The sequence below is a fragment of the Nostoc sp. genome (genome assembly GCF_054880495.1).
Map to the genome: position 1 here is coordinate 54901 of NZ_JBTYKD010000025.1, position 25495 is coordinate 80395.

Sequence of the window (25495 nt, forward strand, 5' to 3'; positions counted from 1 at the left end):
TATAAAAATATCCTACGTGAAATTAACTAAACTTTTTGTAAATGCGATCGCACTTCTTTGTGATATTTTCCCATGACAACCCAGATACTTTTGTATAAAACAGTACTATAACCCTAGTAGCAGAGATGCATTATGGCACGTCGTAAAAGAAATTCTAACGTTTTAGAGCGAGCCGAACGCCGGATTGAAAGTTTACAATCTATCAGTGTACAACTTGACTTTGGCGAAGGACTGACTATACAAGCTTACACTATGACAATTAACGATCTCCGGTCTAAGCTTAGTGCCTACAACACTGCTTTATCTACGATTGACAAACTCACAGATGACGTGAAGAACGCAGAACAGGTTGTAATAGCAATGTCAGAAAAAATGTTACTAGGAGTTGCCAGCCGTTACGGTAAAAGCAGCCAGGAATACGAGATGGCGGGTGGTGCGCGACGAGGTAATACCAAGAATAAGCGAAGTGTAGCAGGCAATTCCAAACTCACCAATCCTTTGGCAACCGATTTTGTTAAGCTTTCTTCTGTAAATGGATCTATGAATGGGGTATCGAGTGCGATCGGCAGTTAGCTAGCTAAAATACAATAGAAAGCCAATGCCTACCCAACGGGAGATCCACAACATCGTCACTCTCCCGTTCAAGGAGTAATAAGCCGTAAATTGGAAATTCCTAGAAAATCTTTGATGTTGTGAGTGACTAAGGGTAAGTCATGGCGTAGAGCCGTTGCAGCAATCCAAGCGTCTTGAGGTGAAATTGCTCGTTCCGCGCTTTGTCGCTCTACACGTACCTGCGCCCATTGCCGACAAAAGGTTTGATCGACTGGAATGATGAGGTAATTTGACAAGTATTGCTCTAGCTCTGGAAGGCGACGATCGCCCCACTGACGCAAAATTGCCCACTGAAGAAGTTCGGCGACGGTCATAAACGACAGTGCTAATTCCTGACTACTCAAAAGTGGTAGGTAAGGGTAAGCATAGTCACTACCTTTGAAGATGAAGGAGGCAATGTCAGTATCGATAAGCAGAAGACTCATAGGAGTTTGATTAGATTAGATTACCTCTTGGCGCTGCTGTCGCAGGAAGGTGAGGAAGTCCTCAATAGAGTCTTCTTCGGGCCAAAAGTTAGCGGCGAGATCCTTGAGGTTATAAACGGTTGGGTTTGTGTGGCAAGTAGCTGCTTGAGCGTGCAGCCGTGCCAAAACTCCCTACTGAGGGTTTTGAGATCGGTTTGGGAATTTGAGGCGGAATCGATTTGGGTGAGGATTTGTAGTAGTTGTAGGCGCTCTGTAGATGAGAGCAGTTGGATGGCGGCGATCGCCGCTTCGAGTTGTGGGGTCATGGCGAACCTTTTACTAGTCTAGTTATATGCTACGGGACTCCTATTTGATTTAAAAAAAAACTCGGTACACCTTAATCTTTTAAAATCCTCTTGCCTACCAAGCCAAGTAATTATGGCTACGCCACACTGCGCGAACAGAAATCAAAGCGGATTTCGTTTGTGTAGCCGCGAATTCCAGTTGCCCGGTGTAATATCTATAGCTAAAAAAATAGTACAATTTATCAGAGATACTGTTAACACCACATCTGATGCTTCATCATGGAAACCACATCTAATGTTCAGGTGACTATTTCCTTGTCCGAACTGGGGTTAGACCAAGAAGAGTTGCAAAAACAAGTGCAGAATTTGCTCCCACAGATTAAAGACGTGGATGGAGTAGAAGATGCAGATTTAGTGGCAGTTACAGAAGCCCCTCAAGGTTCAAAAGCTTTCGGGGGTTTTGAGTTGGGGACATTAAAAGCTGTAGTCAATCCAGCCCTGATCAAACCTTTGTTTGGGTTTCTGGGCAGAGTATTGGGCAACAAATCAATGAAGGTAGAAATCAAAGCACCAGACGGCAGAGAACTTAAGTTAGAAGCTAGTAGTCGTGAGGATTTGGAATTTGCTCAGAAGCTAGCAGAGGATTTTTTGAAGAAGACAAATACATAAGATAATAACATGGCTAAGTTTGCACTGCTGATAGGGGTTAGTGAGTATGATGATCAGAATGAAGAATTAAAACCGCTATTAGCTGCTGTCAAAGATGTTGAGGCGATGAGGCGAGTGTTGGTGAACCCAGAAATGGGTGACTTTCCTGAGTCAAATATTACTGTGCTTACACTCTTGCCCTTTTGCACGTCTTCGCTTTTTTCTTTTCCCTTCTTCTCTTATTTCTCTCGCGCTCTGCGCGAGCAAATTTTTTTAGCTAAATTTTGAATGAGTGATTTACCAATAATACAGAAAACTTATGATTTAATCAAGTGGTACGTGCCAATTCTAAATCGTCTGCCAAGAGATCATAAATTCTTGCTGGGAAATCGGATAATTACAGAATTATATAATTTGTTAGATGGTTTAATTGTAGCAAGGTATGCAAAGCAGAAATTAGCTCAATTAGAAGTGTTGAATACTAAGTTAGAGATTATACCTTATCAAACTCGGTTACTTCTAGAGTTTAATTTAATTAAAACAGAGCGCTATGAATATGCACAAAAGCTTTTAAATGACATTGGTATAGATTTAGGCGTGTTTCTCGATACAGCACCCGTAATTTATTTTGTAGAACGCAATCCGCAGTTTGTGGATTTAGTCGATCCAATTTTTGATCGGTTAGAAGCTGACATTACAGCAGTAGCATCTGCAATAACATTATCAGAGTGTTTGGTGGGTGCTATACGTCTGGGGTTAGTAGATTTAGAGCAGGCTTTTGTCGATGTGTTGCAACAAGATGAAGTAGTTTTTGTGGAGATTAATGCTAATATTGCGCGAGAAGCTGCGAGAATTCGGGTACGTTATAACCTTCAGTTACCCGATGCGTTGCAGGTGGCGGCGGCAATAATTGCTGGTTGTGAGATATTTTTGACCAATGATACAGCTTTGAAGCGGGTGATGGAGTTGAGGATTTTAGTGGTGGGTGAGTTGTTGGTGGAGTGAGGAGAGTATTTGCAATAGCGATGCCAGTAAATTGAGGGAAACCTGCCACAATTTCTGTTGAAATCATCGTTAGGTTTACCTTGTGGAAAACTTGTGGAAAAACTCAGATACTTTTCCACAAGGTAATTATACTTAATTAAGTTTTACTAGAAAATATGAAGTTTTCCACAGTTTTTTCCCCAAAAAGTAATGTATTTTCGCTAATCTAAGTTAAATTTAATCAATTTTTAGAGGTTACTTAATATTCTCGACTAATTATTCAGCTGTCAAAGCTAATAATCAGAGTGCTGGTTGTGGAAAACTTAAATCCATCTTCAGGATGGTTTTTGGGAACGGCTAGTCATATTGATGCGATCGCTCAGTTGGCGTAATGTTTGTGCTAAGGTGCGATCGCTATCCTGAAGTTGAGTAATTTTGTCACAACTGTAGATCACCGTTGTATGATCTTTGCCCCCAAACTCCTCGCCAATTCTTGGCAAACTCAGAGGCGTGTGTTGGCGCATTAGATACATTCCTATTTGACGCGCCCAGCTAATCTCTCTTCGCCGCGAGTTACTTTTGAGGTCATCTATAGAAAGATCAAAATTATCCGCTATAACCTTTAAAATTGCTTCTGGGGTAGCTGCCATTTTTTCATTAGGGGGTTCTAAAACTGGTGTGATATTTTCCACTGTCATCGGTAAGCCCCAAATAGAAATATAAGCCACGGCTCGAATTAATGCTCCTTCTAATTCTCGAATATTAGAAGTATAGTTAGAAGCAATATACTCAATCACATCGCGGGGAAGAGAAATATTTTCATACTCAGCTTTTTTCTGCAAAATTGCCATTCTCGTTTCTAAATCCGGCTTTTGGATATCTGCAATTAAGCCCATAGAAAACCGAGAGCAAAGACGTTCTTGTAAGCTAGGAATCTGGTTAGGAGGACGATCGGAAGCAATGATAACTTGTTTCCCAGCTTCATGTAAAGTATTAAAAGTATAAAAAAATTCTTCTTGGGTGTATTCCTTCCCTTCAAGAAACTGAATATCATCAACTAATAAAACATCAGCAGCACGGTAATGCTCTCGAAAGCTTTGCATACTATCTTTACGAATCGCTGTAATTAAATCATTAGTAAACTGCTCAGTAGAAACATAAAATATTTTACAATCAGGAGAAATTTTCCAGCGATAATGACCAATGGCTTGCATAAGATGAGTTTTACCTAAACCTACACCACCACATAAAAATAAAGGATTGAACTCTTTACCTGGAGATTCTGCAACTGCTAAAGAAGCAGCGTGAGCCATCCGATTGTTGGCGCCAACTACAAATCGTGAAAAGATATATTTAGAGTTTAATTCAGTAGTTTTTTGATTGTGATTAGGAATACTTTCCGAAATCCGGCTGGGATGTGGTGATTCCCAAGAAACTTCTGGTTCACTAAAATGAGAAACTTCATCACCTTCAGCAACGGTAATGTAAATTCCTACAGGATGACCGAGAATATCTTGTACTACATGAGCAATGGTATTGATGTAATACTTCTGTAACCAATTACGAGCAAATGGGTTAGGAGTGCGGATAACTAAGCAATTATTTTCTAATCGCTCTGCACTAGCAGTTTTGATCCAAGTTTCAAAGGTAGGTTGGGATAGTTCAAGCTGTAGGCGCTCTAGTACCTGACTCCACAAACTTTCTATGGGAATTTCCATTATTCACCACCTCTGCTGTTAATTGTCACAATAGAAGATGAAAGCACCAATTTAGCATTGAGAGACGCTAGACCTAGAATAAGCTTTAAGTTGTAATCATTTTGGGACATACTCGGTAGGCAAGATCCTAACACCCACTGACTGACACGGAGAAGCAACGACACATGAAGACAACAAACCATGACTCAGCGCCCAAAAAGCTAAAAAGGATTAATACCAGGGGTTTACCCCACGGGTTGTGGATGCTCTCATCTGGGGTATCAGTGGTGTTCTTGGGGAGCTGCTCTCTTCTACCTGCTAAAACGTTTGAGACTCAACAAAGTGAGACTCAAGCCCAAAAGACAATAGAACCCAATCCGGTAATTGTCCCCCCGCGAATTATCTCTTCGTCTGGAGATCCTAATTTTGTGGTGAAAGTCGTGCAACAAGTGGGGCCTGCGGTAGTTCGCATTGATTCTTCCCGAACAATCACTTCTGGCGGATCAGACGAATTTAATACCGATCCCTTTTTCCGGCGGTTTTTTGGAGACAATGCGCCACAGTCTAGACAACGGGTAGAGCGGGGTAGTGGCTCTGGATTTATCATTAATTCATCAGGTCAAATTGTGACGAATTCCCATGTGGTAGACGGTGCTGATAGAGTTACTGTCACACTCAAAGATGGTCGGACTTTTGATGGTAAAGTTTTGGGTGAAGACCCGGTAACGGATGTGGCTACGATTAAAATTGACGCTAATAATCTGCCAACTCTATCTGTAGGTAACTCCGATACCTTGCAACCAGGAGAGGCTGTAATTGCGATTGGTAATCCATTAGGCTTGAATAATACCGTTACTTCTGGGATAATTAGTGCAACAGGTCGTTCTAGTAGCGACATCGGTGCTAGTGACAAGCGGGTTGATTACATCCAAACTGATGCTGCGATTAACCCTGGTAACTCCGGTGGCCCACTGTTAAATACCCGTGGCCAAGTGATTGCGATGAACACAGCTATTATTCAAGGCGCTCAAGGTTTGGGATTTGCGATTCCCATTAATACTGTGCAAAAAATTGCCCAAGAATTAATTGCTACAGGCAAGGTAGATCATCCTTATTTGGGTGTTCAGATGGTGACATTGACACCAGAAAATAAAGAAAGAATAAAAAATATCGTAGGCGATCGCTTCAATCTTACAGCAGATGACGGTGTTTTGCTGGTTGATATTGTGCCGCGATCGCCTGCATCTGCGGCTGAATTACGAGTTGGTGATGTAATTAGAAGGATTAATAACCAGCCTGTTACTAAAATTGAACAAGTACAAAAGCTAGTAGAAAATAGCAAAATCGGTACTAAGTTACCAATAGAAGTGGAACGCAATCGGCAAATTGTCAAAGTAGATATCCAACCTGCTGCTTTGCCTGTGAGACGTGAAGAGTGAAGTTAGGAGTTTGGAGAGACGCGATTAATCGCGTCTGTACAGGAGTTTGGAGAGACGCGATTAATCGCGTCTGTACAGGAGTTTGGAGTTATAAAAATTTACCCACTCCCCATTAGTTAAAGGAGTTTTATCATGACTGAATTAGCGCCAATCATTCAATTAGGCAATCCAACATTGCGACAAAAAGCTGCTTGGGTTGAGAATATTCAAGATGAACATATCCAAAAATTAATTCAAGACTTAATCGCCACTGTTGCTAAGGCTAACGGCGTGGGAATTGCTGCGCCTCAAGTTGCACAATCCTATCGTTTATTTATTGTGGCTTCCCATCCTAATGCTAGGTATCCCAACGCCCCGGAAATGGAACCTACTGCTATGATTAATCCCAAAATTATTGCTCATTCAACTGAAGTTGTCAAAGATTGGGAAGGTTGTTTAAGTGTTCCAGGAATTAGAGGGTTAGTTCCTCGGTATCAAGCTATTGAAGTGGAATACACTGACTATCAAGGCAACTTACAAAAGCAAGAATTAACCGATTTTATCGCTCGGATTTTTCAACACGAATATGATCATCTTGATGGTATCGTATTTGTAGATCGTCTTGAAAACACTCTCGATATGATCACTGAGCAGGAATACCAAGAACGAATCGTTAAAAAATAAATGGGAGTGGGGAGTAGTGTATAGCAATCTGGAATCATTCGTGAAAAACATGATCCCCGACTTCTTTCATAAGTCGGGGATCTGCGGGTTGCAATGACTGTGGGAATCGGCTTAAGCGGGTGATTCACAAACTCCCTCGTCTCGCCACAATTGATATAGCCGTGTTGCTGGCATTGTCATATATAAAACATCACCAGCACTGAGGTTAGCTTCTAATAAATCCCACCCGTGAAGGGTTTGGTGATTTTTCTCTACGTACAAAGGTACACATTCAGCAGACATAGCTACATCTTTTACCCACTTACCACAAAAGCCATGTGAAGGTGTAATCACAGTCGCAAAGGCCACCCAAAGACTATCTGCTGCGATGCCATTGCCAAGGATGCGTCCCCCCAGTGCAGCAGCAGCAAAAGCTGGGGCTGCTAGTTCAGCTGAACTCAGTACGGCCTCGAATCCAAATAGCTGTTGCGCTATGCCAGCAAAATCGGGATCGGCATAATGAACAATCACCGGAATGCTGGGTGTTAAGCCTTTGGCTTTGAGGGCAATTTCGAGATTGGTAGCATCATTGCTAGTAACAGCAAGCACGGCGGCGGCAGAGTCTATATTGCTGGCTTTAAGTATTGTGCGGAAGCTGGCATCACCCTGAATTACAGGAATACCTAGTTCGCGGGCGGTGTTGATATATTTGTTGTTGGAGTCGGGTTCAACTACGACAACTTCATGTCCACTGGCGTGGAGTTGCTGGACAATTCTCACCCCAATACCACTCAAGCCACAGACAATGTAGTGCGATCGCTGGGGAATTCGGGCTGCATCCCAAAATTGCTTAAAGCGGCTTCCTAAGACAAAATCGGTGAGCATTGCATACCAAATACCAATCACCACTGCTCCCACCAGCATCATTACAACGGTAAATAACTTAATACTGTTAGGAGCATTTTCTACTACTTTGTCATTACCACCCGCTCCAGTAATCATGCCTACAGAAAAATATAGAGCATCGACAGGAGACACATTCAACTCAGCCGACATATAAGTGAGTGTCGCAATCCCAATAACTGCCAATAGTACGATCGCACCCACCAATACCGATCGCCCGTGTTGCTGAAACTGCCTAATATTAGTCAGGACTTTCAGCAGTTTTTTAATTAATGATCTCCGAGGAGAACGGATGCGAGGTTGTGTACCAACAATTAAGCGATCGCCTACTTGTATCTCTTGTCCAGATATCACAGCTGAGACTAAATCCATATCACCTTCTGCTGGCAAGTAATAAATCAGCATCCGCGATCGATCTGACCACAATTCACTCAGCTTTCGACCCTTCCAGAAGTGGTTTTCATCAATGTATTCTTCGTGAATTGGCCAAATTTGCTGAAATAATTTGATTTGTCCGATCGCTTGGTTTCCCAGTGCTGCAAAGGTGAATACGGGTGCTGCTAATCCGACAACACTCAAACTCAAGTGGTCTGACAAACTTTGATCTAGGCGCTCCCCTAAATTTGTATTATAAAAACGGTTGATAATCCGAATCTGGGGATTCAGCACTCGCGCTTGCATCATAATAGACAAGTTCAGAGCATCTTTAGATCCAGCGATTACTAAAGTGTGTGCCTGTTGTATTCCTGCTGCTGTTAGGGTAGCAGCTGCTTGTAAATCGCCAACAATCACATCTGGTGTTGTTTCGCCAGGGATAGATTGGTGATGAATACCAACAACGAAGGCTCCCTGCTGTCTCAGCAAACGAAAGGTTTTATATCCGGTACGTCCTAAGCCACAAACAATAATTCTAGGTTTCATGAAACGGCAGCATCTTTTATAGTTAGGGCTGCATTTCTAGTTATTTATGAATATTGTTGCCCATTTTTCTGGAATATAACTGTAGCTGACAACACGATTGTTTTAATTGGAGGCAGGAGGCAATAATCGGACTTACACAAAACTACACGCGGTAGGGGCAATACCCTGCGGTCAACTAAAGCTACATGAATTGCCCCTACCTTAAAAATCATTCTTTTCAGCTATTGTTTGCCTAAGTCCTGAATAAAATAATCTAGAAAAATATGGCAACTTTGGTAGGTTGTGATACGCTATCTGCTTGAGAAGTGTTGAGGAACCGAAAATGACTAAGCTGCGCGTGGGGTTACTGTTTGGCGGTCGTTCGGGAGAACATGAAGTTTCAATCAATTCAGCACGGGCGATCGCTAAAGCTTTAAGTGCAGAGGAAAATGCTATTAAGTACGAAATCCTACCTTTTTACATCCAAAAAGATGGACGTTGGCTAGCCGGAGAAGCACCCGAAAAGGTTTTAGCAACCGGCAGTCCGCTACTGGAATCGGAACAATCAACATCTGAAGGACATCTGACATCCAACCCTCAAGCCCAAACCCTGAGTAAGTGGCAATCTCCCTCTCAAGTTGCCCAAGTGGATGTTTGGTTTCCGATTCTCCACGGTCCCAATGGTGAAGACGGGACAATTCAAGGATTACTCACTTTGATGCAAGTCCCCTTTGTTGGTTCTGGGGTGTTAGGTTCGGCAATGGGAATGGATAAAATTGCCATGAAAATTGCCTTTGAGCAAGCGGGACTAGCGCAGGTAAAATATAAGGCGATCACTAGAGCGCAAGTTTGGTCTAATCCTTGTATATTTCCGAAACTGTGTGATCAAATTGAGGCAGCATTAGGTTATCCGGCTTTTGTCAAACCGGCTAATTTGGGTTCATCAGTGGGTATTGCCAAAGTGCGATCGCGCCCAGAATTAGAAGCTGCTTTAGATAATGCTGCCAGTTATGACCGACGGTTAGTTGTAGAAGCTGGTGTTGTCGCTAGGGAAGTCGAGTGTGCCATTTTAGGTAATGATCAACCCCAAGCCTCTGTCATTGGAGAGATTACTTATGACAGCGATTTTTATGATTATGAAACTAAATATACTGAAGGTAGGGCAGATTTACTGATACCTGCACCGATTCCAGATGCGATCGCTCGGCAAATTCAAGATATGGCTTTGCAAGCTTTTGCAGCTGTTGACGCTGCGGGGTTGGCAAGGGTAGATTTTTTCTATGTGGAAGCAACACAAGAAGTTTTGATTAACGAAATCAATACCTTACCAGGCTTTACTGCAACCAGTATGTATCCTCAACTCTGGGCGCATAGTGGAGTCTCCTTTCCAGAATTAGTTGATCGGTTAATTCAACTGGCGATCGAAAGGCATTCTCCTAGCTGATGGAGAAAATAAGCGAACTGATTTCAGATTTTTACGGTAAAAAGTCATCAGAAATACAGAATTGTGGCAAAAGTTAGCCGAATTTGGTAGCGTATATTTTACAAAAAAGCTACCTAAATCGGAACTTTTGTTACGGATAGCTGATGCTTCACTCCTCCAGTACAATTTATGGACTAGAGGGGTACAAATCTGAAAGTAATCATGGAAAAAAGTCAGAGTGTACAGCGCGAGCGAACCCAAGCAAAAGGGGCTACTCCAGAGCTGACAAACAGGAAATCGAGACTAAGAAAAAGCTCGAATGTTCTGATATATCTGGTTGCACATCATCCTTGGCTATTATTAACTGGGTTTTTAGCCATGTTTATTGGAGGTGGTGTCTTTGCCCTGTATAGCTTAGGTAATGCTGGCCCGGTAGCACAAGAAGAACCAGAAAAAATCCCAGTTATAGTTGAAGAACCAATCAATGCGGCTTCTGAGAGTAGTAATCCTACACCTTTATGGATGGTAGCTGCGATCGCCCTCAGTTGTGGTAGTGGTTGCTTGCTCATTTTCCGAATGCTGAAGTGGATGAAGCAACCGCAAAAAGTCCAAAAACAGATTAATCGCCATCAGGTACGCTTGGCACAGAGCAATTACCAAAAATTGGAACCGCGTCTTCCCAAGAACCAACCAATTTTTGTGCCACAGCAACAACTGATGCCCCTTATGCAGATGCAACCGAAAACAAAACATCTGGTGACGGTTCTACCAGCAGAACACAAGCATCACTTAGATACGCCCAAAGAACCTTTGGCAGACTTGATGGATCTTCGTAAAGATAGTTCATTATCTGCAATTTTACGTCAGTATTAATACTACTGTAAAGCAAAAACCTGTCAAAATAATACTTTTTGCAAATTAGGGCACGGTTCTACCGTGCCTTTACTAGTATCTATATTGTCCAATAACTAATGATTAGAGTGAATAACATAGTGCGGTTAGTTTTGACAGCAATATTCTTGGTGCTAGTAACAGCTTGTGGCAGTATTGGACTGCTACCGACTAGCCAGTTAGTGCAAAAAGCGATCGCACTTGGGCTAGAACAAACTCAACAAAAACTTAGCCAACAGTTGGATCTAGATTTTCAAGGATTTGAAATCAAGCGGTTATCAATTACCCAGGAACAACCCCTAACGATTGAAAATTTACCAGCTTTCCGGGTTCGGGGAACCTACGACTTAATTGTTAAGTTACCAAAACGGCGCTTGACGCAACCACAAAAACCCTTTGACGTTTACCTGCAAATTCAGCAAGAAGGTAAAACTTGGCGATTGCTACTTCCAGAAAAAGGTATTAAAGATACTCAATCAATTTGGCGTAGCTATCTCATCCAATAATTTTCAGACACGTCTAATATGGAAGTAAATTATCAGATTGTTGATATTGAAATTGCTCAAGCAATTCCGAATGCCGATTTAATAATTTTTGAGAATAGCAGTCATTTGATCCGCGCAGATGAACCAGAAGCACTTTTGGATGTGATCACGGGTTTCTTGGTTTACAAACGTTAGATCAATAATCGAGGTGATAGTTTCACTAAGGACAGGGCAAGATGTATATTAACTTTTTTATCAGTTCCATTGCTGGAATTGTGGTTGTGGTGCTAACGGCTTTTGGCTTACTGCAATGGTTGCATATCCCTGCTGGTAACTTTCTTGATTGGGTGATTGGTGGTGCCAGTTTTTGGTGGCTGTTGGTAATTGTTACTGTACCGTGGAATGTGCATTTTCAAGCCAAAGAAGTATTAGCAGAAGCAGCACAATCAACTGAGAAAGGAATTCCAGTTGATGAGAAACAAGTGAAGTATGTCACACTTTTGGCAAAGCGATCGCTCTGGGTTGCCATTGCTTTACACTTATTCTCAGCCGTTGGTCTTTATACCCTCGCTGTCACTGGTATTAGTACAGTTGGGTATATAAGTTCTGGTGCAGCTTTGTTATTAACAATTCTGCGTCCAGCGATTCGGGCTTATGAGTATTTATATGCACGGTTAGCGATGATTCGCCAAGAATGGAAGTATCCGCGCGAAGATATTTTTGAACTACGCGATCGCTTCTCCATATTGGAGCAAAAAATCCAGTCATTAGAAGATCAACTCAACCCTGAACAACCCTATTCATTACCCGCAACTCAACAACGCTTTGGCGAAGAGACTCGTAGAGATTTAGCGCGGATTGCAGCTAATTTAGAAGAATTACGGGCGACAAATCAAACTGAACATGAGCGTTTGGGGAGAGAAGCCAGAAATGCGATCGCGCAACTTTCCACCGACGGGCAATTTCTCGATCATGTCCGCGAAATTATTCGATTTTTTAAGACAGCTTAGTTATTACTCTAATAGCTATAGCGCTTGGAGTTTGCATAAGTAGATTTTTCAACCTCACCACGCCAGTTGCTACAACTCTGGGAAAATACACAACGCACTGCATCCCCAACCCCTCTCTTTGCCAAGGAGAGGGGAGTGCTTATTTCAAATACGGGATGACATGACAACTGTATATGTTATAACTTTGTACGGATGATGTTTAGTGAAGCTCGCATAACTTCAGGAGTAGTCACGGTGAATCAGATACAACTGACTTTAACTATTGGTTATCTGTTAATGACATGCTATTTTTTAAGCAATTGGTTAATATTTTTGCTACGTCATCCTGCTTCCACTCCAGAAGATAAATTTTTATCAGTTGTGATGTTTTTGGTAACAACTATCTTCTGGCCTCTAATGATTCCGATGTCTTGTTTAGAAATAGTTCAAAAAAGACGAATAGACCTTAGTAAAATAATTCCTGTTCTCTTAGCAATATTTGTATTTAGTATTTCATATTATTTAACTGAGATTGCCTACTAACTGAAATAATGCCTCTGCGTTCATCCCAAATAGTACCTAACTTGATATCGAGTTTATAGGGCAAGATATTAAATTTTGCCTCACTATTTATCAAGCCTATCACTTCAACGCTTTGATTGTCGCATCGTCATACAAGTGGAATTATTGGTAGGCTGTCAAACTCGTTTTGGGTTGAGATGGTCATTATCGAAGCAAAAAGTCACTCTAATTTTATCGGGAGAATACATGATGTTATTGTTTTTGTATTTTTAATTCACATTGTTGAAAAATATAATTCACCGCCGCAAATAATTTATCTAAATCTTGAATTACATACAAATTTTTATTTCGAGTAAACACATCAGCAATCAAATTTCCAAATTCCCATATTCTGCCGTTAGAAACAATCCCAAAAACATCGCTGGCAAAATCATCATTAATTCGCTGTACTGCGATCATTTCAGCTAAACACTGACCCCAACCTTCTTCAAATTTGTCCTGTTTAGCTTCAACAATCAAAAAATAAGGTTTATCAAAAACAATCGTACCCAGAGGGTTTCGCTGTGTCACCGTATAATCTGGAACCCCTGATAAATCTTCATCGTAAGCTAATCTTTCATGACTCCAAAGTGTTAATTTACTTCGGTAAGTTTTCCATACTTCTTTCAATACTGGATAGATGAGATTTTCACAAATAGCATCTTCAGAATTATCAATAACTCCATCTGTAAAGAGCAAATCTAATTCTTCTTTAAAAGATTGTTCAACAGGAAATCTTAGTTCCAACATAAAGTTAGACTGTACATATTTAATTTGAAACTTTTTAATGACTGTGCTAATACTTTTATAATTACTAAATGCCATTTTAATTTACCTTTTATTGATAACTCTGTCATTTTTTTTAATAAAATGTGAGATGCAAATTTAAGTATTTTTTATAGGACTTTTGCCTAGATCTAAGTTTACTCGCGGTAGAGCCGCAATGAGGTGCAAATTTTAAGTAGGGGAGGCAGGTGTAGCTCAGGCTTTCTTAGATCATAACTGCCGTTGCGTTACAACCTTATGTCTAACGTACTGCAATAGAAAGAAATCAATTATGAATAAAATGATGTTATAAAAGTCATCAAACCAAACATCATTTGCTAGAACGGTATGGAGCAACAGACAGTTCGCACAACGTTGATCCTCCCAAAGGATTTGTTAGAGGCAACGGATAAAGCTATTGAGTCAGGAAAAGCCAAAAGCCGCAACGAGTTTGTAACACGGGGATTACGGCGTGAACTAGCTGCTGAAAAACGGGCAGAAATTGATGCAGCCTTAGCAGAAATAGCAAATGACCTAGAATATCAAAGGGAAGTTTTGCAGATGGAGGCAGAATTTGCCCCGCCTCAGTGGGAAGCTTTGAAGCTTGAGATTAACCGCTCACCTTACTAACTGTGCGGCGGAGTTAAAAAACTGACGACACAATCCCTTAGTTAGTAAAACTGTTGTCAGTAAATTAGCGAAAGCAACCATGAACATAATCAAAATTTCGTAGGATACAGCATCCAGGGGTTTAACACCAGTTAATAACTGTCCGGTGGTAATTCCTGGTATTGCGACCATACCTATGAGTATCATTTGATTGAGAGTGGGAATCAATCCGGCTTTGATGGCATCTTTACGATACTGACTAACTGCTTGCTCTGGAGTTGCACTTAAGCTCAAATGGGTTTCTATTTCGAGATGGCTGGAGTTAATGGTGCTGACAAGGCGCTCGCCTGCGATCGCAGCTGCATTGGTAGCATTACCTAAAACTATGCCTGCTAGGGGAATTATATAGTGTGGTTCGTACCATCTCTCTGGTTGAATGATCAAAAAGTTGGTGTAAAGCACTGTCAGGGCCGTACTAATTAAAATTGCACCCCATACCAAAGGCAATAGATGAGGAATTTTTTGGCCGATGCGATTTCGTGCGACAATCGCCGTAATTGTCAGCATTATTGCTAATAGCGCCAAAACTGCCCAAGCATTGTCTAAAGCCAAGATGAAATCTAAAATGTATCCCAATACAAGAAGTTGTAAGATGGTTCTCCCAGTAGCAAGGGCTAAGTTCAACTCTAATCCTAATTTTTCCCAGGCAGATAAACCAATGGCGATCGCCATCAATCCCACAGCAATAGCTAAATCCACGAAATCCAGCTTGATTAAATCCGGCATGAGTTCTCTATTTCCTAGTATTTTCTTCTCAAAGCAGCCCACACAAGAGGAACTTTGGTCCGATGTGTTGGATCTTGGTTGATATATATCACTTTCATCAATTCAAAATGGTACAACCTTAAGATGGCAAACACCTAGTATGCCTACTATCTGTAAATTAAATGTGCGGTAGTTTCCCGCCCGACGATTTAAGTAAAAACCCTAATAGATGCGTATCTTGGGCGATAGTCTTTTAGTAGCTCCTATTTGATTAAGCAAAAATTGACTGTCGAAGTGCATCCTTATGTATCTCCCGATAAAATCATAACTCATGATCCAAAGTGTAAATCCCATCCCTGCCTTTGATATCAAGCAGCAATACACCAGCATTGAAGCAGAAGTAAGTGCAGCCGTCTTAGAGGTTCTGGCTTCTGGCCGCTATATCGGCGGCCCCTTAGTCGAAGGCTTTGAGCAACAGTTTGCTGCTTATAATACTGTTAGTCAATGTGTGGCTTGTAATTCTGGTACTGATGCGCTCTACTTAGCGTTACGAGCCTTGGAAATTGGTGCAGGCGATGAAGTGATTACAACGCCTTTCACCTTTATTGCTACATCGGAAGTGATTAGCGCCGTCGGTGCAAAGCCTGTTTTCGTTGATATTGACGCTACTACGTTTAATTTGGATGTGGAGCAAGTAGCGGCGGCGATTACACCCAAAACCAAAGCGATTATCCCGGTTCACCTATTTGGACAACCTGTGGATATGACATCATTGATGGCGATCGCTCAGTCTTACAATTTGTCAATAATTGAAGATTGCGCTCAGTCTACAGGCGGAATTTGGGCTGATCAAAAACTTGGAAGCATTGGACATATTGGTTGCTTTAGTTTCTACCCTACCAAAAATCTTGGTGGTTGTGGCGATGGTGGGGCAATAACGACTAATGATCCAGCGATCGCCACTAAACTGCGAATACTACGGGATCATGGTAGTAAAATTCGATATTTACACGAAGAAATCGGTGTAAATAGCCGCTTGGATGCTCTCCAAGCGGCTATTTTGCAGATTAAGCTACGTTATTTAGATATTTGGAATGATCGCCGACGAGATATTGCCAACTATTACTACCAGTTCCTCAGTAAAATTCCGGGGATAATCCCGCCCCAAGAATTACCTGGGGGTATTGGGGTATGGAATCAATACACTATTCGCATCTCAGGCGAAGGGCGAAATGGTTCTAGCGCCAAATATCGAGATTGGCTGCGTAGTCAATTGCAAGAACAGGGCGTGAGTTCAATGATTTACTACCCCCACCCTTTACATTTGCAGCCAGTTTATCAAAGTCTGGGTTATCAAATTGGGGACTTACCAATAGCAGAGCAAGCTTGCCATGAAGTCATATCCTTGCCTATGTTCCCAGAACTGACACAACAGCAGCAAGATCAGGTGATTTATGCTTTGAAAGATTGTTTGGGGTGAGCGGAGTAGGGATGGGGAATAGGGAATAGGGAATAGGGAGTAGGGAATTTCCATATTTACTACTCCCCACTCCCTAGTTCTTACTCAGCACTCTTGCAGTCGCTAACGCTTCTACTAAGCCACGCACGGCGGCAATCATGGCAACTTCGCTATTGAGTTGGTTGATGGCGGAACCAACACCAACACCAGCAGCGCCAGCCGCGATCGCTAATGGTGCGGTAACGTTAGAAATACCGGAAGCACACAATACTGGCACTGACACCACACGGGAAATCTCAAAAGCTGCTGCCAAGGTGGGGGCAGCTTTTTCAATTAATCCTAGAGTTCCAGGGTGAACTGGATTACTGCTAGTGCCGCCTTCGGTTTGGATAATGTCCGCTCCCGCTTTCACTAGTTCTTCTGCTAACTGTACCTGTTGATCTAGTTCCAAGATGTGGGGAACGGTGACAGATAGGGTGATTTCCGGGAAGAGAGCGCGGGTTTGCTTAGTCAGCGCTAGCACTTCTGGAGCCTCAAAGCGCCGTCCTTGAGCATAGAAGGAATCGAAATTCCCGATTTCAATTAAATCAGCACCAGCTGCCACAGCTTGCACAAATTTCTCTGGTTCTACTGCTGATACACAAATTGGTAAATTTGTCAAACTTTTAACTAGCTGGACTAAGGTTGCATCGGCGGCAATATCGACAAAAGTAGCACCCCCAAAATCAGCAGCTTTAACGGTAGCGGCGACACTAGCGGCGTCGAAGTTATTTAAGCCGGTGATCACTTTTAGAACGCGGCGGTTATTAAATGCACGTTTGAGTGTAGAATGCATCGTCATAGTTTGGCTTTTGAAGGTACGAAAATTAGGTATATTCTACCGTTTAGTCAGTTGATCAGGGACTAAATCACTATGGTAGTTGCCAAATCTTGATAGTTTTATTCTTTTTTCGGATTTGCGATCGCTATCTTATAAAATTTTACTCTTGGATACTATCACAATTTAGCTAAGTATTGAATATATGGCAGCATTAAAATATACTAGCAAATTCCCGCAGATATTTATCTGAAAATAATTAAGTTATTCTTTTCAGGAGGAAGATATAATGGCAAACTTTGACGAGAAAGAAATACTTGAACTCTGGGATAATAGAGCTAGAGACTGGGATATTCAAGTTGGCGAGGATGGCGACAGCAATCGAATTCTCAACTCAGATCCTGTATTATGGAGTTTCGCTGGTAATGTTGCGGGATTGTCTGTCCTCGATGCTGGTTGTGGCACAGGATATCTGGCACGCCAGCTTTGCCTTAAAGGAGCCAGTGTAACTGCTGTAGATTTTTCACCTCAAATGATCGAAATTGCCCAATTCAGAGCTAGCCAAAATAATCTAGATATAGATTTTCATTTGGATTCATGTACTGAATTCAAATCGCTTTCAAATGAGCAATTTGATCTGATCATCTCCAATTACGTTCTCATGGATTTGCTTGATCTCGAAGGAGCAATCAGGGCATTTAATCGAGTTCTCAAGCCTAGTGGTATTGCAATCCTGGTGTTCTCACATCCTTGTTTTCCCCAAGGCAACTCGACGACTGTAAATGAGGATGGGACGGTTTGTTATAGTTGGGCTTCTTCTTATTTTGAAAGGACACAACGCAACGATCAACCTTGGAAGCATTTTACAACACCATTTATCTGGTTTCACCGCCCTCTTTCCGATTACTGGAAAGCTTTTAAGGCAGCAGGTTTTTCTGTGGACGAATTTGAAGAGCCAAGAATTACCCCAGAGCGATATCATCTTGCAGAAAACGACCAGAAGCTCTTCAATTCCAAAACACGTCCCTATTCGGTGGTTTTTAAACTCCAGAAAGTTAAAATAATTCGTAATTCGTAATTCTTAATTCGTAATTCGTAATTCTTAATTAATTTTTGTGACGGGGATTTAGACCTTTATTTTTAAATATGGGGTTCCCTTTCCCCCTCTTTTTGATCACTATCCTAGTCAAACTCTAGAGGCCACAAATCTGCAATTGGTACTTCCCATCCTGGGAGCAGTTCGGGAACTGTTAAAATATCGCCATCACGAAGTATTATTGCCTCTTGTCCAAAGTTATAAACTTCAACAATCCGTTCATCTGGATTGAGCAAAATTCCTACCTTAGTTCCCAAACTCAGAAATTCTTTAATCTTGGCTCTTAGATCCTCTAAATTATCGCTAGGAGACTTCACCTCTACAGTCAAATCGGGAGCCAATTGAGCAAAAGACTTGGGACTGCGACGCAAGCGTTCGGCTAAAACAAATGAAGCATCCGGTGCCCGCAAATCTAAATTTGGCAATCTGAAACCAGCGCTAGAAGCTGCTGTTCGTCCCAGTTTGCGCGGTCTAACCCAGTTAGATAACTGAGCAATCATCGCGGCTGCGACCTCATCTGATTCGTATCCTGATGGACTCATAACAATAATATTACCCTTGACTAGTTCCATGCGAAAGTCAGGATACTGTTGCTGCATTTTTTCCAAGTCTTCAAGCGTCAGGGACATAAAACCTCTGTAGGAGCGATCGCTTTATTTTGCCTAGAATTACTATATCGTAATACTTATAGACCTCTCCAGGAGCGATCGCCCCATGAATTTCCCAGTCATCGCCAAACCTGTCACTCCAAAGACTTCCTATGTTTTGCTGTATAACCTCAGCTGGGATCAACTAGAAAAGCTAGATATAAACCTAGAAGGTACAAGTGCGCGACTAACTTATTTAGATGGAATTTTAGAAATTATGTCTCGACTTTCCGAGAACAATCCTCCAAACTCCTGTACAGACGCGATTAATCGCGTCTCTCCAAACTCATTCACTTTCCGTAATAAACCCTAGCATTCGCGTATCCTATATTTCGGAGATATTTATTCCATTCCTCAGCTTGGAATCGATCAGAGAAAGGCCCTACTGCTACGTGTGGACCTCGTGGTTGCGTCCTTTCGAGGACTGCGCCAGATCGTCCTAAATCTTGCGTAAATCGGGCTAGATTCTGCCTAATTTGGGCTGCGATCGCAGGTAACTGTTCTGAAGTGGTGGGGATGGCGACATAATATCTAGAGACTGGCCTAATAGCACTTATATTATTATTGCGATCGCCTTCAAAGTCTCTATTGCCTACACCTATTTCCTGTCCGTTAGCGAAGCTGATAATCCGGGCGCTATAGATACCTCGTGACTGTAACTCACTCACTCGTTGTTGAGCATTAGATACTCTATTAAAAACTCCTGACTGAATTATATTCCGTCCTTGATACTGGCGAATGTAAGCACTGGGTTCAATTTGACGTATTTTTTGTAGCGTCTGGAAATCACTACCATCAACGTAAACTAAATAGCGCTCAAAGTTCTGGTTAGATTGACTAAAATGTGCAGGTTGAGAGGGTTCAAAATTCTGCTCTAATTGATTGTTTTGTAATGGTTGGGAGGGCTGAAAATTCTGCTCTAATTGATTGTTTTGTAATGGTTCTAACTGCGGTGATGGCTGTTGATCAAAGGGAATTATTGGCGGTGGCGGTAAAATTTCACCTGCTTGTTGAGCCAGTAGCACGTTGCTGTTGTAGATTTGTGCTTGTACTGGAGTAGAGTCGGGAATCAGCATTAACCATCCTCCCACTAACAAGGGGAAAAGTCTAATATTCGGCTTCCAACCCTCAGAACTTTGGCGCTGCATCTGAAATCGCATAAATTGACTTAGTATTCCTCTCAACATAGTAGTTAGATAATCAAAATATTTTTAGGTAATTTCCATCAGGAACTAATTAGTTCACCGTTGTAGCAACTATATAGCGTTAAGGTCAAATTAGCTCATCTGCGTGGCAAAAAATGCGTCTGTAACTAATCTTAGGGACTGACAAATAAAAAAATAAATACTCAACTATTTCTTGTGGGGTGGGCGACACGAGGGCCCGTAGCTCAAGGCGGGCAAGATGCCCACCCCACAAGTAGTAGTAATTTATTTGTTGGAAGTCCCTTAGAGCAGGGCGATGGGAGAGTGAATAGAGATGTCTACGACGGGCTATTCGGTGACGCTACTTTGGTGACTTTAAAACTGAAGTGCTTTGGTAGCAAGGCAATGAAAGAGTGTGTGCTACAATTGGACAACCACGCAGCGATCGTGTCGTGCTTTGTATGAAAAAAGTCGTCGTTGGTCTTTCTGGTGGCGTTGACAGTTCCACCGCCGCAGCTATCCTGCACCATCAGGGCTATGAAGTGATTGGTTTGACTCTTTGGCTAATGAAAGGCAAAGGTCAATGTTGCTCTGAAGGTATGATTGACGCGGCTGATCTCTGTGAACAACTGGGCGTTCCTCATCAGATTGTGGATATTCGGGATCTCTTTCAGACGCATATTGTCGATTACTTAGTAAGTGGTTATAGTGCTGGAATTACGCCTTTGCCTTGCTCTCAGTGCAATAAAACGGTGAAGTTTGGGCCAATGGTGCAGTATGCCCATGAAGAATTGGGATGCGATCGCATTGCCACTGGTCATTATGCTCGAATTAGCCATAACGAAGCAACTGGACGTTACGAATTATTAAGGGCTGTTGACCGCAACAAAGACCAGTCATACTTCCTCTATGATTTGTCTCAAGATTTACTTGCAGCAACTATATTTCCTCTGGGCGAACTAGAAAAAACTGACACCCGCCGCATTGCTACTGAATACGGACTGAAAACTGCTGACAAGCCAGAAAGTCAAGACTTATGCTTAGTGGAAAGTAATGGTTCCATGCGGGCATTTTTAGATAAATATTTAGCTCCCAAAATAGGCGATATTGTCGATGTCACAGGCAAAATTTTGGGACAGCATGATGGTGTGCATCACTACACCATTGGACAGCGCAAAGGCTTGGGGATTGCTGCGGCCGAACCGTTGTATGTGATTGAATTAGATGCGGAAAATAATAAGGTAATAGTAGGCGATCGCACAAAGGTAACTCAGCCAGAATGCACTATAAATCGGGTAAACTGGGTTTCTATTGCCGAACCATCGACCCCAATTCATGCCGAAGTGCAAATTCGCTATCGTTCAACGGCTACACCAGTGACGGTGATTCCTTTGGAAAACTTCCGTGTGCGTTTGGTGTTTGATGAACCCCAAATCAGCATCACTCCCGGACAAGCTGCTGTGTGGTACGACGGGGAAAAAGTGTTAGGTGGCGGAATAATTGAACAATTTAGTTAATAATAACTCTTACCCTGTTTTGGCATAAACCAAAATTCAGGGCTATTTCATTCTAGGCAGAAACCGCACAGAACTGAAGTTCGGGGCTAATAGCTAAAGTCAGTTTTAACAGACTATAACCGAATTTTGTAAAGCCTCTTCTTGCAGAAGAAGGAGTGACCGAAGAAACTCCAGGTGCAAACAGGGTTAGCTCAGTTGTTAAAGCAGTACCAGGGGGACAATAAATTATGATTCAAGCCTTACGTAAACTAGTAACTTTTGAAGATTTTGCAGCGTGGCGACCCGAGGGCGGAAGATACGAATTATATGATGGCGTTATTGTTAAAATGGCACAACCAACGGGCGACCATGAAGATGTTGTGGGTTTTTTGGCACTAGAAATATCTGCTGATATCAAGCGGATAAATTTACCTTATTACATTCCAAAAACTGTATTAGTCAAACCCCTTGAAGGTGAATCAGCTTATTCACCAGACATATTAATAATCAATCGACCAAATTTAGTGAATGAGCCTTTATGGAAAAAGGAATCGACTGTATCTCAAGCTGCATCTATTCCATTGGTTATTGAAGTTGTTAGTACTAATTGGCGGGATGATTACTACAAAAAATTAGCTGATTATGAAGCTATAGGCATTCCTGAATATTGGATTATAGATTACGCGGCTTGTGGCGCTAGAAAATTTATTGGCAATCCCAAACTGCCTACTATATCCATTTATCAATTAATCGATGGTGAGTACCAAGTCACTCAATTTAGAGGTAGTGAGCGCATTGTCTCGTCTACTTTCCTAGAGTTAAATTTAACTGCTGAACAGATATTTACAGTTGGAGGTCTGCCAACTCCTAAGGAAGATAAAAAACAAGATACTTTTTAAATCCTTTGATTGCTTGCTGTCGAACACCAGCTAAATTAGGATGAGAGAATTGACAAGATTTTCCCATTCCTGGCATTTTCCCCAGTTGTTTGAAAGTTGTTTCTGCTGCTGTAAGAAACCTATCTGAAGCTTCCGATCTTCTGCAATATAAGTCGCTAATTCTATTAAGTCGCGGATGACTTGCGGTCGTTTGTTTACGTTGGTCATTAACATTGGTTTGACCCTTTATGCTTGGCAATTCTTTCCCGCACAGCTTGGCGGATGTCTTCCCAATCGTCAGGAGTCATCTCAGTTGCATTCCCAGAATTTAGACCTTCTAAAAGCATCGCTTCCAAATGTTCAGCCGCTTGACGCTTTTGATCTTGGCGCACTAACTCACGGAAATATTCACTAACACTGCTGTAACCACCAGCCGCCACTTTCTCTTCTATATAAGTCCGCATCGTGTCAGGGAGAGATATATTTATACTTTTCACTGGCATTACTTCCCTAATTTTTCCTTGATAATATTATTTTATGGCAATTTATGCCATTTATTGCCATACTAGGCTCAATTAGCAAAAGCGATACCTACGTACTCTCTATCAAAAACTACTTCTATCTAATGCCCCTTGAAACTCTTCCAAAGCTTGTACGGTTCCTACTTGCCAAGCCCGTTCAACTGTAGCGGGAATAATTTGAGTTAGAGGGATATTTGGAAAGTTAGGACTGTTATCTGATTCGATGTAATGTCCATTGCTGAGTAAATAAAACCTCAGCTTTTTACTATTGTAAATCCATAGTTCTGGAACAGCGATCGCTTCATAAGCATCAAGAGTTGTTTTTGATGTTACATCTGTTTCAATAGCCAAATCAGGAGGCGGATCATCTGGTTCAAGTCTGCGACAGCTAATCATTCTTTGGTAATTCTGGATGTAGAAGCAAGCATCCGGTTCTACCCCTGCTGTATTTTCACGCTTGAATGTAGTTGAACCAAAAGCTTCGTACCTTTTCCCTATCTTCTTAAGCAAGATTTTGACAATATCTAAGATTAAGTCTTTTGACTTTTCGTGTTCGGGTAGAGGAACCATAATTTCTAACGTAGACTTACTATAAGCAACTCGTAGCGATCGCTTTTCTCCCAGTTCCTGCAAGATAGACTCAAATTCTTCCCAGCTTACATCTTGAATAGACACTGTACTACCAGGTTCTAGCCGCATCTGGCTAACAGGTTTAAAAACAGGTGATACAGCAGTCATAAGCAATTCCAAATAAGGGAACTCTTCAACGACTAAAGCGTAGCCTAACTTAAATACGTACCAGCATTTGATAAGTTAGTACATAATCTGAAACAATAGCAATAAAAGCAAAGAGGGGATTACATTGAGTCACAATCCAGATGCCATAGCCCCCCACGGTGGACAGTTGGTTAACCGTATCGCCACACCAGAACAAAGAGCAGAGTTTCTCTCAAAAGCTGACTTTTTGCCGCGAGTGCAACTTAACGATCGCGCCGTTTCTGATGTAGAAATGATTGCGATCGGTGCTTTTAGTCCACTCACGGGTTTTATGAACCAGGAAGACTACAATCGCACTGTTACAGAAATGCGACTAGCTAACGGTCTTGTGTGGTCAATTCCGATTACACTATCGGTCAGCGAAGAAGTAGCTTCCCCATTGCAGTTAGGCAGCTTAATCCGTTTGGATAACTCCAAAGGTGAATTTATCGGAGTTTTGCAACTGACGCAAAAATATCACTACGACAAAACCCGCGAAGCAATAAAGGTTTACCGCACTGATGATGTCAATCATCCCGGCGTGCAGGTACTCTATAACCAAGGTAATGTACATCTGGCGGGTGATATTTGGCTGTTACAACGCCAACCTCATCCCCAGTTTCCCACTTATCAAATAGATCCAGCTGCCTCACGGCAACTATTTACAGACAAAGGTTGGAAAACAATTGTCGGCTTTCAAACTCGCAACCCCATCCACCGCGCCCATGAATATATTCAAAAGTGCGCTTTAGAAATCGTTGATGGTCTATTTTTGCACCCATTAGTCGGGGCGACAAAAGAAGATGATATTGCTGCTGACGTGCGGATGCGCTGCTATGAAATTTTGCTAGAACACTACTACCCCTTAGATCGGGTAACTTTGGCAATAAATCCAGCCGCAATGCGTTATGCTGGCCCTCGTGAGGCAATATTCCATGCTTTAGTTCGCAAAAACTACGGCTGTACTCACTTTATCGTCGGACGGGATCATGCTGGCGTCGGTGACTATTACGGTACTTATGATGCTCAGTATATCTTTGAAGAGTTTGCGCCAAGTGAATTGGGCATTGTACCGATGAAATTTGAACACGCTTTTTACTGCATGCGTACTAAGCAGATGGCAACATCAAAAACCAGTCCCAGCAGGCCAGAAGAACGCATTCACCTATCGGGGACAAAAGTTAGAGAAATGCTGCGACGCGGTGAATTACCTCCACCAGAATTTTCCCGTCCGGAGGTGGCGGCAGAATTGGCGCGGGCTATGCGGATACAAGTACCTGTCTAGGGCATTGGGCATTGGGCACTTGTACTGAGCGAAGTCGTTGGCGCAGCCTCTCGTAGAGAAGTATTGGACATTGGGTATGGAGAAGAGACAAGGGAGACAAGGAAGAGGGGGGAGACAAGGGAGAGACTTGTTCATTCAATAATTCCCCTTTGTCCCCCTTGTCCCCCACTCCTCACTCCCCACTCCCCACACTTTGATCAAGCAAACACCATCTGTAACTTTACAATACAGAGTTCAGCCCTGTAAGCTGCTATCTGGTAGCTGAGAGCTGATAGCTGATAGCTAATTATGAAACGGCGCACGTTTTTACAGAGAATTGGCTCAATACTCGCGGTATTGGGGGTAACTGAAGCTGAGTGGTTGACTTTGGGAA

30 protein-coding genes and 2 pseudogenes are annotated in these 25495 nt (G+C 42.1%); 20 read left to right on the forward strand and 12 right to left on the reverse strand.

Translation table 11 applies throughout. The features are described from left to right. The first annotated feature begins 132 nt into the window (after nucleotides 1–132). Nucleotides 133–573: a hypothetical protein gene (locus ACYTXL_RS02845; RefSeq protein ID WP_461923417.1), complete on the forward strand. Its 441-nt coding sequence runs from the start codon at nucleotides 133–135 to the stop codon at nucleotides 571–573. Nucleotides 574–641: 68 nt separating this feature from the next. Here ACYTXL_RS02845 and ACYTXL_RS02850 read toward each other — a convergent pair whose 3' ends face one another. Beyond that, the gene (locus tag ACYTXL_RS02850; protein ID WP_461923418.1) at nucleotides 642–1037 is read right to left on the reverse strand and encodes a PIN domain-containing protein; all 396 of its coding nucleotides are present in this window, start codon (nucleotides 1035–1037) and stop codon (nucleotides 642–644) included. A gap of 20 nt (nucleotides 1038–1057) precedes the next feature. Continuing rightward, nucleotides 1058–1342: a hypothetical protein gene (locus ACYTXL_RS02855; protein WP_461923419.1), complete on the reverse strand. Its 285-nt coding sequence runs from the start codon at nucleotides 1340–1342 to the stop codon at nucleotides 1058–1060. A 258-nt stretch (nucleotides 1343–1600) separates the two neighbouring features. On the opposite strand from ACYTXL_RS02855, the gene ACYTXL_RS02860 reads away from it, so the two are divergent. The 4 genes and pseudogenes from ACYTXL_RS02860 to ACYTXL_RS02875 form a co-directional block, all read left to right on the forward strand. Continuing rightward, entirely contained in the window at nucleotides 1601–1990 is a 390-nt protein-coding gene (locus ACYTXL_RS02860; RefSeq protein ID WP_461923420.1) for a sugar ABC transporter permease, read from the forward strand. A 9-nt stretch (nucleotides 1991–1999) separates the two neighbouring features. Beyond that, nucleotides 2000–2257 carry a hypothetical protein gene (locus tag ACYTXL_RS02865; protein WP_461923421.1) on the forward strand — a complete coding sequence of 86 codons (258 nt, stop codon included), beginning with the start codon at nucleotides 2000–2002 and terminating at the stop codon, nucleotides 2255–2257. Next, nucleotides 2258–2566 (forward strand): annotated as a pseudogene (gene avd / locus ACYTXL_RS02870) (diversity-generating retroelement protein Avd); the annotation flags it as partial. Between the two features lie 12 nt (nucleotides 2567–2578). Next, nucleotides 2579–2974, forward strand: a pseudogene (locus ACYTXL_RS02875) (type II toxin-antitoxin system VapC family toxin); the annotation flags it as partial. Nucleotides 2975–3288: 314 nt separating this feature from the next. Here the strand turns inward: ACYTXL_RS02875 and dnaA are convergent. Then, the gene (dnaA, locus tag ACYTXL_RS02880) at nucleotides 3289–4671 is read right to left on the reverse strand and encodes a chromosomal replication initiator protein DnaA (protein WP_461923422.1); all 1383 of its coding nucleotides are present in this window, start codon (nucleotides 4669–4671) and stop codon (nucleotides 3289–3291) included. A 164-nt stretch (nucleotides 4672–4835) separates the two neighbouring features. Here dnaA and ACYTXL_RS02885 point away from each other — a divergent pair, with 164 nt between their 5' ends. Together ACYTXL_RS02885 and def are read left to right on the forward strand one after the other, a co-directional pair. After that, nucleotides 4836–6089: an HhoA/HhoB/HtrA family serine endopeptidase gene (locus ACYTXL_RS02885; protein ID WP_461923423.1), complete on the forward strand. Its 1254-nt coding sequence runs from the start codon at nucleotides 4836–4838 to the stop codon at nucleotides 6087–6089. 132 nt (nucleotides 6090–6221) lie between these two features. Beyond that, nucleotides 6222–6752 (forward strand): peptide deformylase, encoded by a 531-nt coding sequence (gene def, locus ACYTXL_RS02890; RefSeq protein ID WP_461923424.1) that lies wholly within the window; start codon nucleotides 6222–6224, stop codon nucleotides 6750–6752. 111 nt (nucleotides 6753–6863) lie between these two features. Here the strand turns inward: def and ACYTXL_RS02895 are convergent, their stop codons facing one another. Continuing rightward, complete coding sequence (locus ACYTXL_RS02895) at nucleotides 6864–8555, reverse strand: NAD-binding protein (RefSeq protein WP_461923425.1); 1692 nt, start codon at nucleotides 8553–8555, stop codon at nucleotides 6864–6866. A 322-nt stretch (nucleotides 8556–8877) separates the two neighbouring features. On the opposite strand from ACYTXL_RS02895, the gene ACYTXL_RS02900 reads away from it, so the two are divergent. The 6 genes from ACYTXL_RS02900 to ACYTXL_RS02925 all read left to right on the forward strand — a co-directional run bounded on the left by ACYTXL_RS02900 (nucleotide 8878) and on the right by ACYTXL_RS02925 (nucleotide 12865). Further along, nucleotides 8878–9978, forward strand: coding sequence for a D-alanine--D-alanine ligase family protein (locus ACYTXL_RS02900; RefSeq protein ID WP_461923426.1), 1101 nt, complete (start codon nucleotides 8878–8880; stop codon nucleotides 9976–9978). 201 nt (nucleotides 9979–10179) lie between these two features. Further along, nucleotides 10180–10830, forward strand: a complete 651-nt coding sequence (locus tag ACYTXL_RS02905; RefSeq protein WP_461923427.1) for a hypothetical protein — start codon at nucleotides 10180–10182, stop codon at nucleotides 10828–10830. Between the two features lie 98 nt (nucleotides 10831–10928). Then, the gene (locus ACYTXL_RS02910; protein ID WP_461923428.1) at nucleotides 10929–11354 is read left to right on the forward strand and encodes a hypothetical protein; all 426 of its coding nucleotides are present in this window, start codon (nucleotides 10929–10931) and stop codon (nucleotides 11352–11354) included. Between the two features lie 18 nt (nucleotides 11355–11372). Beyond that, nucleotides 11373–11528 (forward strand): alpha/beta fold hydrolase, encoded by a 156-nt coding sequence (locus ACYTXL_RS02915; protein WP_461923429.1) that lies wholly within the window; start codon nucleotides 11373–11375, stop codon nucleotides 11526–11528. A 41-nt stretch (nucleotides 11529–11569) separates the two neighbouring features. Continuing rightward, nucleotides 11570–12343, forward strand: coding sequence for a hypothetical protein (locus tag ACYTXL_RS02920; RefSeq protein ID WP_461923430.1), 774 nt, complete (start codon nucleotides 11570–11572; stop codon nucleotides 12341–12343). 276 nt (nucleotides 12344–12619) lie between these two features. Beyond that, a complete protein-coding gene (locus ACYTXL_RS02925; RefSeq protein WP_461923431.1) occupies nucleotides 12620–12865 on the forward strand; it encodes a hypothetical protein in 246 nt (81 codons plus the stop codon). A 231-nt stretch (nucleotides 12866–13096) separates the two neighbouring features. Here ACYTXL_RS02925 and ACYTXL_RS02930 read toward each other — a convergent pair whose 3' ends face one another. Further along, nucleotides 13097–13708: a hypothetical protein gene (locus tag ACYTXL_RS02930; RefSeq protein WP_461923432.1), complete on the reverse strand. Its 612-nt coding sequence runs from the start codon at nucleotides 13706–13708 to the stop codon at nucleotides 13097–13099. Between the two features lie 288 nt (nucleotides 13709–13996). Between ACYTXL_RS02930 and ACYTXL_RS02935 the strand changes: the two genes are divergently transcribed. After that, entirely contained in the window at nucleotides 13997–14278 is a 282-nt protein-coding gene (locus ACYTXL_RS02935; protein ID WP_461923433.1) for a ribbon-helix-helix domain-containing protein, read from the forward strand. Here the strand turns inward: ACYTXL_RS02935 and ACYTXL_RS02940 are convergent. Continuing rightward, a complete protein-coding gene (locus ACYTXL_RS02940; RefSeq protein WP_461923434.1) occupies nucleotides 14267–15043 on the reverse strand; it encodes an ABC transporter permease in 777 nt (258 codons plus the stop codon). The genes ACYTXL_RS02935 and ACYTXL_RS02940 overlap by 12 nt on opposite strands. 310 nt (nucleotides 15044–15353) lie before the next feature. On the opposite strand from ACYTXL_RS02940, the gene ACYTXL_RS02945 reads away from it, so the two are divergent. Continuing rightward, on the forward strand, nucleotides 15354–16502 hold the full coding sequence (locus ACYTXL_RS02945; RefSeq protein WP_461923435.1) for a DegT/DnrJ/EryC1/StrS family aminotransferase: 1149 nt from the start codon (nucleotides 15354–15356) through the stop codon (nucleotides 16500–16502). 73 nt (nucleotides 16503–16575) lie between these two features. Here ACYTXL_RS02945 and ACYTXL_RS02950 read toward each other — a convergent pair whose 3' ends face one another. After that, nucleotides 16576–17322 carry a DUF561 domain-containing protein gene (locus ACYTXL_RS02950; protein ID WP_461923436.1) on the reverse strand — a complete coding sequence of 249 codons (747 nt, stop codon included), beginning with the start codon at nucleotides 17320–17322 and terminating at the stop codon, nucleotides 16576–16578. Between the two features lie 265 nt (nucleotides 17323–17587). Between ACYTXL_RS02950 and ACYTXL_RS02955 the strand changes: the two genes are divergently transcribed. Continuing rightward, complete coding sequence (locus ACYTXL_RS02955; protein WP_461923437.1) at nucleotides 17588–18376, forward strand: class I SAM-dependent methyltransferase; 789 nt, start codon at nucleotides 17588–17590, stop codon at nucleotides 18374–18376. Nucleotides 18377–18480: 104 nt separating this feature from the next. Here ACYTXL_RS02955 and ACYTXL_RS02960 read toward each other — a convergent pair whose 3' ends face one another. Beyond that, the gene (locus ACYTXL_RS02960; protein WP_461923438.1) at nucleotides 18481–19023 is read right to left on the reverse strand and encodes a Uma2 family endonuclease; all 543 of its coding nucleotides are present in this window, start codon (nucleotides 19021–19023) and stop codon (nucleotides 18481–18483) included. A gap of 85 nt (nucleotides 19024–19108) precedes the next feature. Between ACYTXL_RS02960 and ACYTXL_RS02965 the strand changes: the two genes are divergently transcribed. Continuing rightward, nucleotides 19109–19354: a hypothetical protein gene (locus ACYTXL_RS02965; protein WP_461923439.1), complete on the forward strand. Its 246-nt coding sequence runs from the start codon at nucleotides 19109–19111 to the stop codon at nucleotides 19352–19354. On the opposite strand, the gene ACYTXL_RS02970 is transcribed toward ACYTXL_RS02965, so the two are convergent. Further along, a complete protein-coding gene (locus ACYTXL_RS02970; protein ID WP_461923440.1) occupies nucleotides 19332–20189 on the reverse strand; it encodes a hypothetical protein in 858 nt (285 codons plus the stop codon). The two genes, ACYTXL_RS02965 and ACYTXL_RS02970, sit on opposite strands and share 23 nt — an antisense overlap. Nucleotides 20190–20647: 458 nt before the next feature. Here ACYTXL_RS02970 and mnmA point away from each other — a divergent pair, with 458 nt between their 5' ends. After that, the gene (gene mnmA, locus ACYTXL_RS02975) at nucleotides 20648–21703 is read left to right on the forward strand and encodes a tRNA 2-thiouridine(34) synthase MnmA (RefSeq protein ID WP_461923450.1); all 1056 of its coding nucleotides are present in this window, start codon (nucleotides 20648–20650) and stop codon (nucleotides 21701–21703) included. Nucleotides 21704–21930: 227 nt separating this feature from the next. Beyond that, nucleotides 21931–22581: a Uma2 family endonuclease gene (locus tag ACYTXL_RS02980; RefSeq protein WP_461923441.1), complete on the forward strand. Its 651-nt coding sequence runs from the start codon at nucleotides 21931–21933 to the stop codon at nucleotides 22579–22581. A 30-nt stretch (nucleotides 22582–22611) separates the two neighbouring features. On the opposite strand, the gene ACYTXL_RS02985 is transcribed toward ACYTXL_RS02980, so the two are convergent. From ACYTXL_RS02985 to ACYTXL_RS02995, 3 genes are all read right to left on the reverse strand, one after another. Beyond that, nucleotides 22612–22788 carry a hypothetical protein gene (locus tag ACYTXL_RS02985; RefSeq protein WP_461923442.1) on the reverse strand — a complete coding sequence of 59 codons (177 nt, stop codon included), beginning with the start codon at nucleotides 22786–22788 and terminating at the stop codon, nucleotides 22612–22614. Beyond that, nucleotides 22788–23057, reverse strand: a complete 270-nt coding sequence (locus tag ACYTXL_RS02990) for a type II toxin-antitoxin system ParD family antitoxin (RefSeq protein WP_461923443.1) — start codon at nucleotides 23055–23057, stop codon at nucleotides 22788–22790. The genes ACYTXL_RS02985 and ACYTXL_RS02990 overlap by 1 nt, the downstream gene beginning before the upstream one ends. A gap of 108 nt (nucleotides 23058–23165) precedes the next feature. After that, entirely contained in the window at nucleotides 23166–23819 is a 654-nt protein-coding gene (locus tag ACYTXL_RS02995; RefSeq protein WP_461923444.1) for a Uma2 family endonuclease, read from the reverse strand. Nucleotides 23820–23943: 124 nt separating this feature from the next. On the opposite strand from ACYTXL_RS02995, the gene sat reads away from it, so the two are divergent. Continuing rightward, entirely contained in the window at nucleotides 23944–25122 is a 1179-nt protein-coding gene (gene sat, locus ACYTXL_RS03000; protein WP_461923445.1) for a sulfate adenylyltransferase, read from the forward strand. Nucleotides 25123–25495 lie beyond the last annotated feature (373 nt).

Bases quoted from the DNA above. Each gene is read 5' to 3' on its own strand.
- ACYTXL_RS02885 (WP_461923423.1), top strand. From the start codon at position 4,836: ATGAAGACAACAAACCATGACTCAGCGCCCAAAAAGCTAAAAAGGATT.
- ACYTXL_RS02980 (WP_461923441.1), top strand. From the start codon at position 21,931: ATGATTCAAGCCTTACGTAAACTAGTAACTTTTGAAGATTTTGCAGCG.
- ACYTXL_RS02920 (WP_461923430.1), top strand. From the start codon at position 11,570: ATGTATATTAACTTTTTTATCAGTTCCATTGCTGGAATTGTGGTTGTG.
- ACYTXL_RS02845 (WP_461923417.1), top strand. From the start codon at position 133: ATGGCACGTCGTAAAAGAAATTCTAACGTTTTAGAGCGAGCCGAACGC.
- ACYTXL_RS02935 (WP_461923433.1), top strand. From the start codon at position 13,997: ATGGAGCAACAGACAGTTCGCACAACGTTGATCCTCCCAAAGGATTTG.
- dnaA (WP_461923422.1), bottom strand. From the start codon at position 4,671: ATGGAAATTCCCATAGAAAGTTTGTGGAGTCAGGTACTAGAGCGCCTA.
- ACYTXL_RS02955 (WP_461923437.1), top strand. From the start codon at position 17,588: ATGGCAAACTTTGACGAGAAAGAAATACTTGAACTCTGGGATAATAGA.
- ACYTXL_RS02930 (WP_461923432.1), bottom strand. From the start codon at position 13,708: ATGGCATTTAGTAATTATAAAAGTATTAGCACAGTCATTAAAAAGTTT.
- ACYTXL_RS02910 (WP_461923428.1), top strand. From the start codon at position 10,929: ATGATTAGAGTGAATAACATAGTGCGGTTAGTTTTGACAGCAATATTC.
- ACYTXL_RS02945 (WP_461923435.1), top strand. From the start codon at position 15,354: ATGATCCAAAGTGTAAATCCCATCCCTGCCTTTGATATCAAGCAGCAA.
- ACYTXL_RS02915 (WP_461923429.1), top strand. From the start codon at position 11,373: ATGGAAGTAAATTATCAGATTGTTGATATTGAAATTGCTCAAGCAATT.
- ACYTXL_RS02850 (WP_461923418.1), bottom strand. From the start codon at position 1,037: ATGAGTCTTCTGCTTATCGATACTGACATTGCCTCCTTCATCTTCAAA.
- ACYTXL_RS02865 (WP_461923421.1), top strand. From the start codon at position 2,000: ATGGCTAAGTTTGCACTGCTGATAGGGGTTAGTGAGTATGATGATCAG.
- ACYTXL_RS02965 (WP_461923439.1), top strand. From the start codon at position 19,109: ATGAATTTCCCAGTCATCGCCAAACCTGTCACTCCAAAGACTTCCTAT.
- ACYTXL_RS02905 (WP_461923427.1), top strand. From the start codon at position 10,180: ATGGAAAAAAGTCAGAGTGTACAGCGCGAGCGAACCCAAGCAAAAGGG.
- ACYTXL_RS02970 (WP_461923440.1), bottom strand. From the start codon at position 20,189: ATGCAGCGCCAAAGTTCTGAGGGTTGGAAGCCGAATATTAGACTTTTC.
- ACYTXL_RS02960 (WP_461923438.1), bottom strand. From the start codon at position 19,023: ATGTCCCTGACGCTTGAAGACTTGGAAAAAATGCAGCAACAGTATCCT.
- ACYTXL_RS02995 (WP_461923444.1), bottom strand. From the start codon at position 23,819: ATGACTGCTGTATCACCTGTTTTTAAACCTGTTAGCCAGATGCGGCTA.
- ACYTXL_RS02985 (WP_461923442.1), bottom strand. From the start codon at position 22,788: ATGACCAACGTAAACAAACGACCGCAAGTCATCCGCGACTTAATAGAA.
- ACYTXL_RS02855 (WP_461923419.1), bottom strand. From the start codon at position 1,342: ATGACCCCACAACTCGAAGCGGCGATCGCCGCCATCCAACTGCTCTCA.
- ACYTXL_RS02860 (WP_461923420.1), top strand. From the start codon at position 1,601: ATGGAAACCACATCTAATGTTCAGGTGACTATTTCCTTGTCCGAACTG.
- ACYTXL_RS02900 (WP_461923426.1), top strand. From the start codon at position 8,878: ATGACTAAGCTGCGCGTGGGGTTACTGTTTGGCGGTCGTTCGGGAGAA.
- ACYTXL_RS02895 (WP_461923425.1), bottom strand. From the start codon at position 8,555: ATGAAACCTAGAATTATTGTTTGTGGCTTAGGACGTACCGGATATAAA.
- ACYTXL_RS02950 (WP_461923436.1), bottom strand. From the start codon at position 17,322: ATGACGATGCATTCTACACTCAAACGTGCATTTAATAACCGCCGCGTT.
- mnmA (WP_461923450.1), top strand. From the start codon at position 20,648: ATGAAAAAAGTCGTCGTTGGTCTTTCTGGTGGCGTTGACAGTTCCACC.
- ACYTXL_RS02925 (WP_461923431.1), top strand. From the start codon at position 12,620: ATGACATGCTATTTTTTAAGCAATTGGTTAATATTTTTGCTACGTCAT.
- ACYTXL_RS02940 (WP_461923434.1), bottom strand. From the start codon at position 15,043: ATGCCGGATTTAATCAAGCTGGATTTCGTGGATTTAGCTATTGCTGTG.
- def (WP_461923424.1), top strand. From the start codon at position 6,222: ATGACTGAATTAGCGCCAATCATTCAATTAGGCAATCCAACATTGCGA.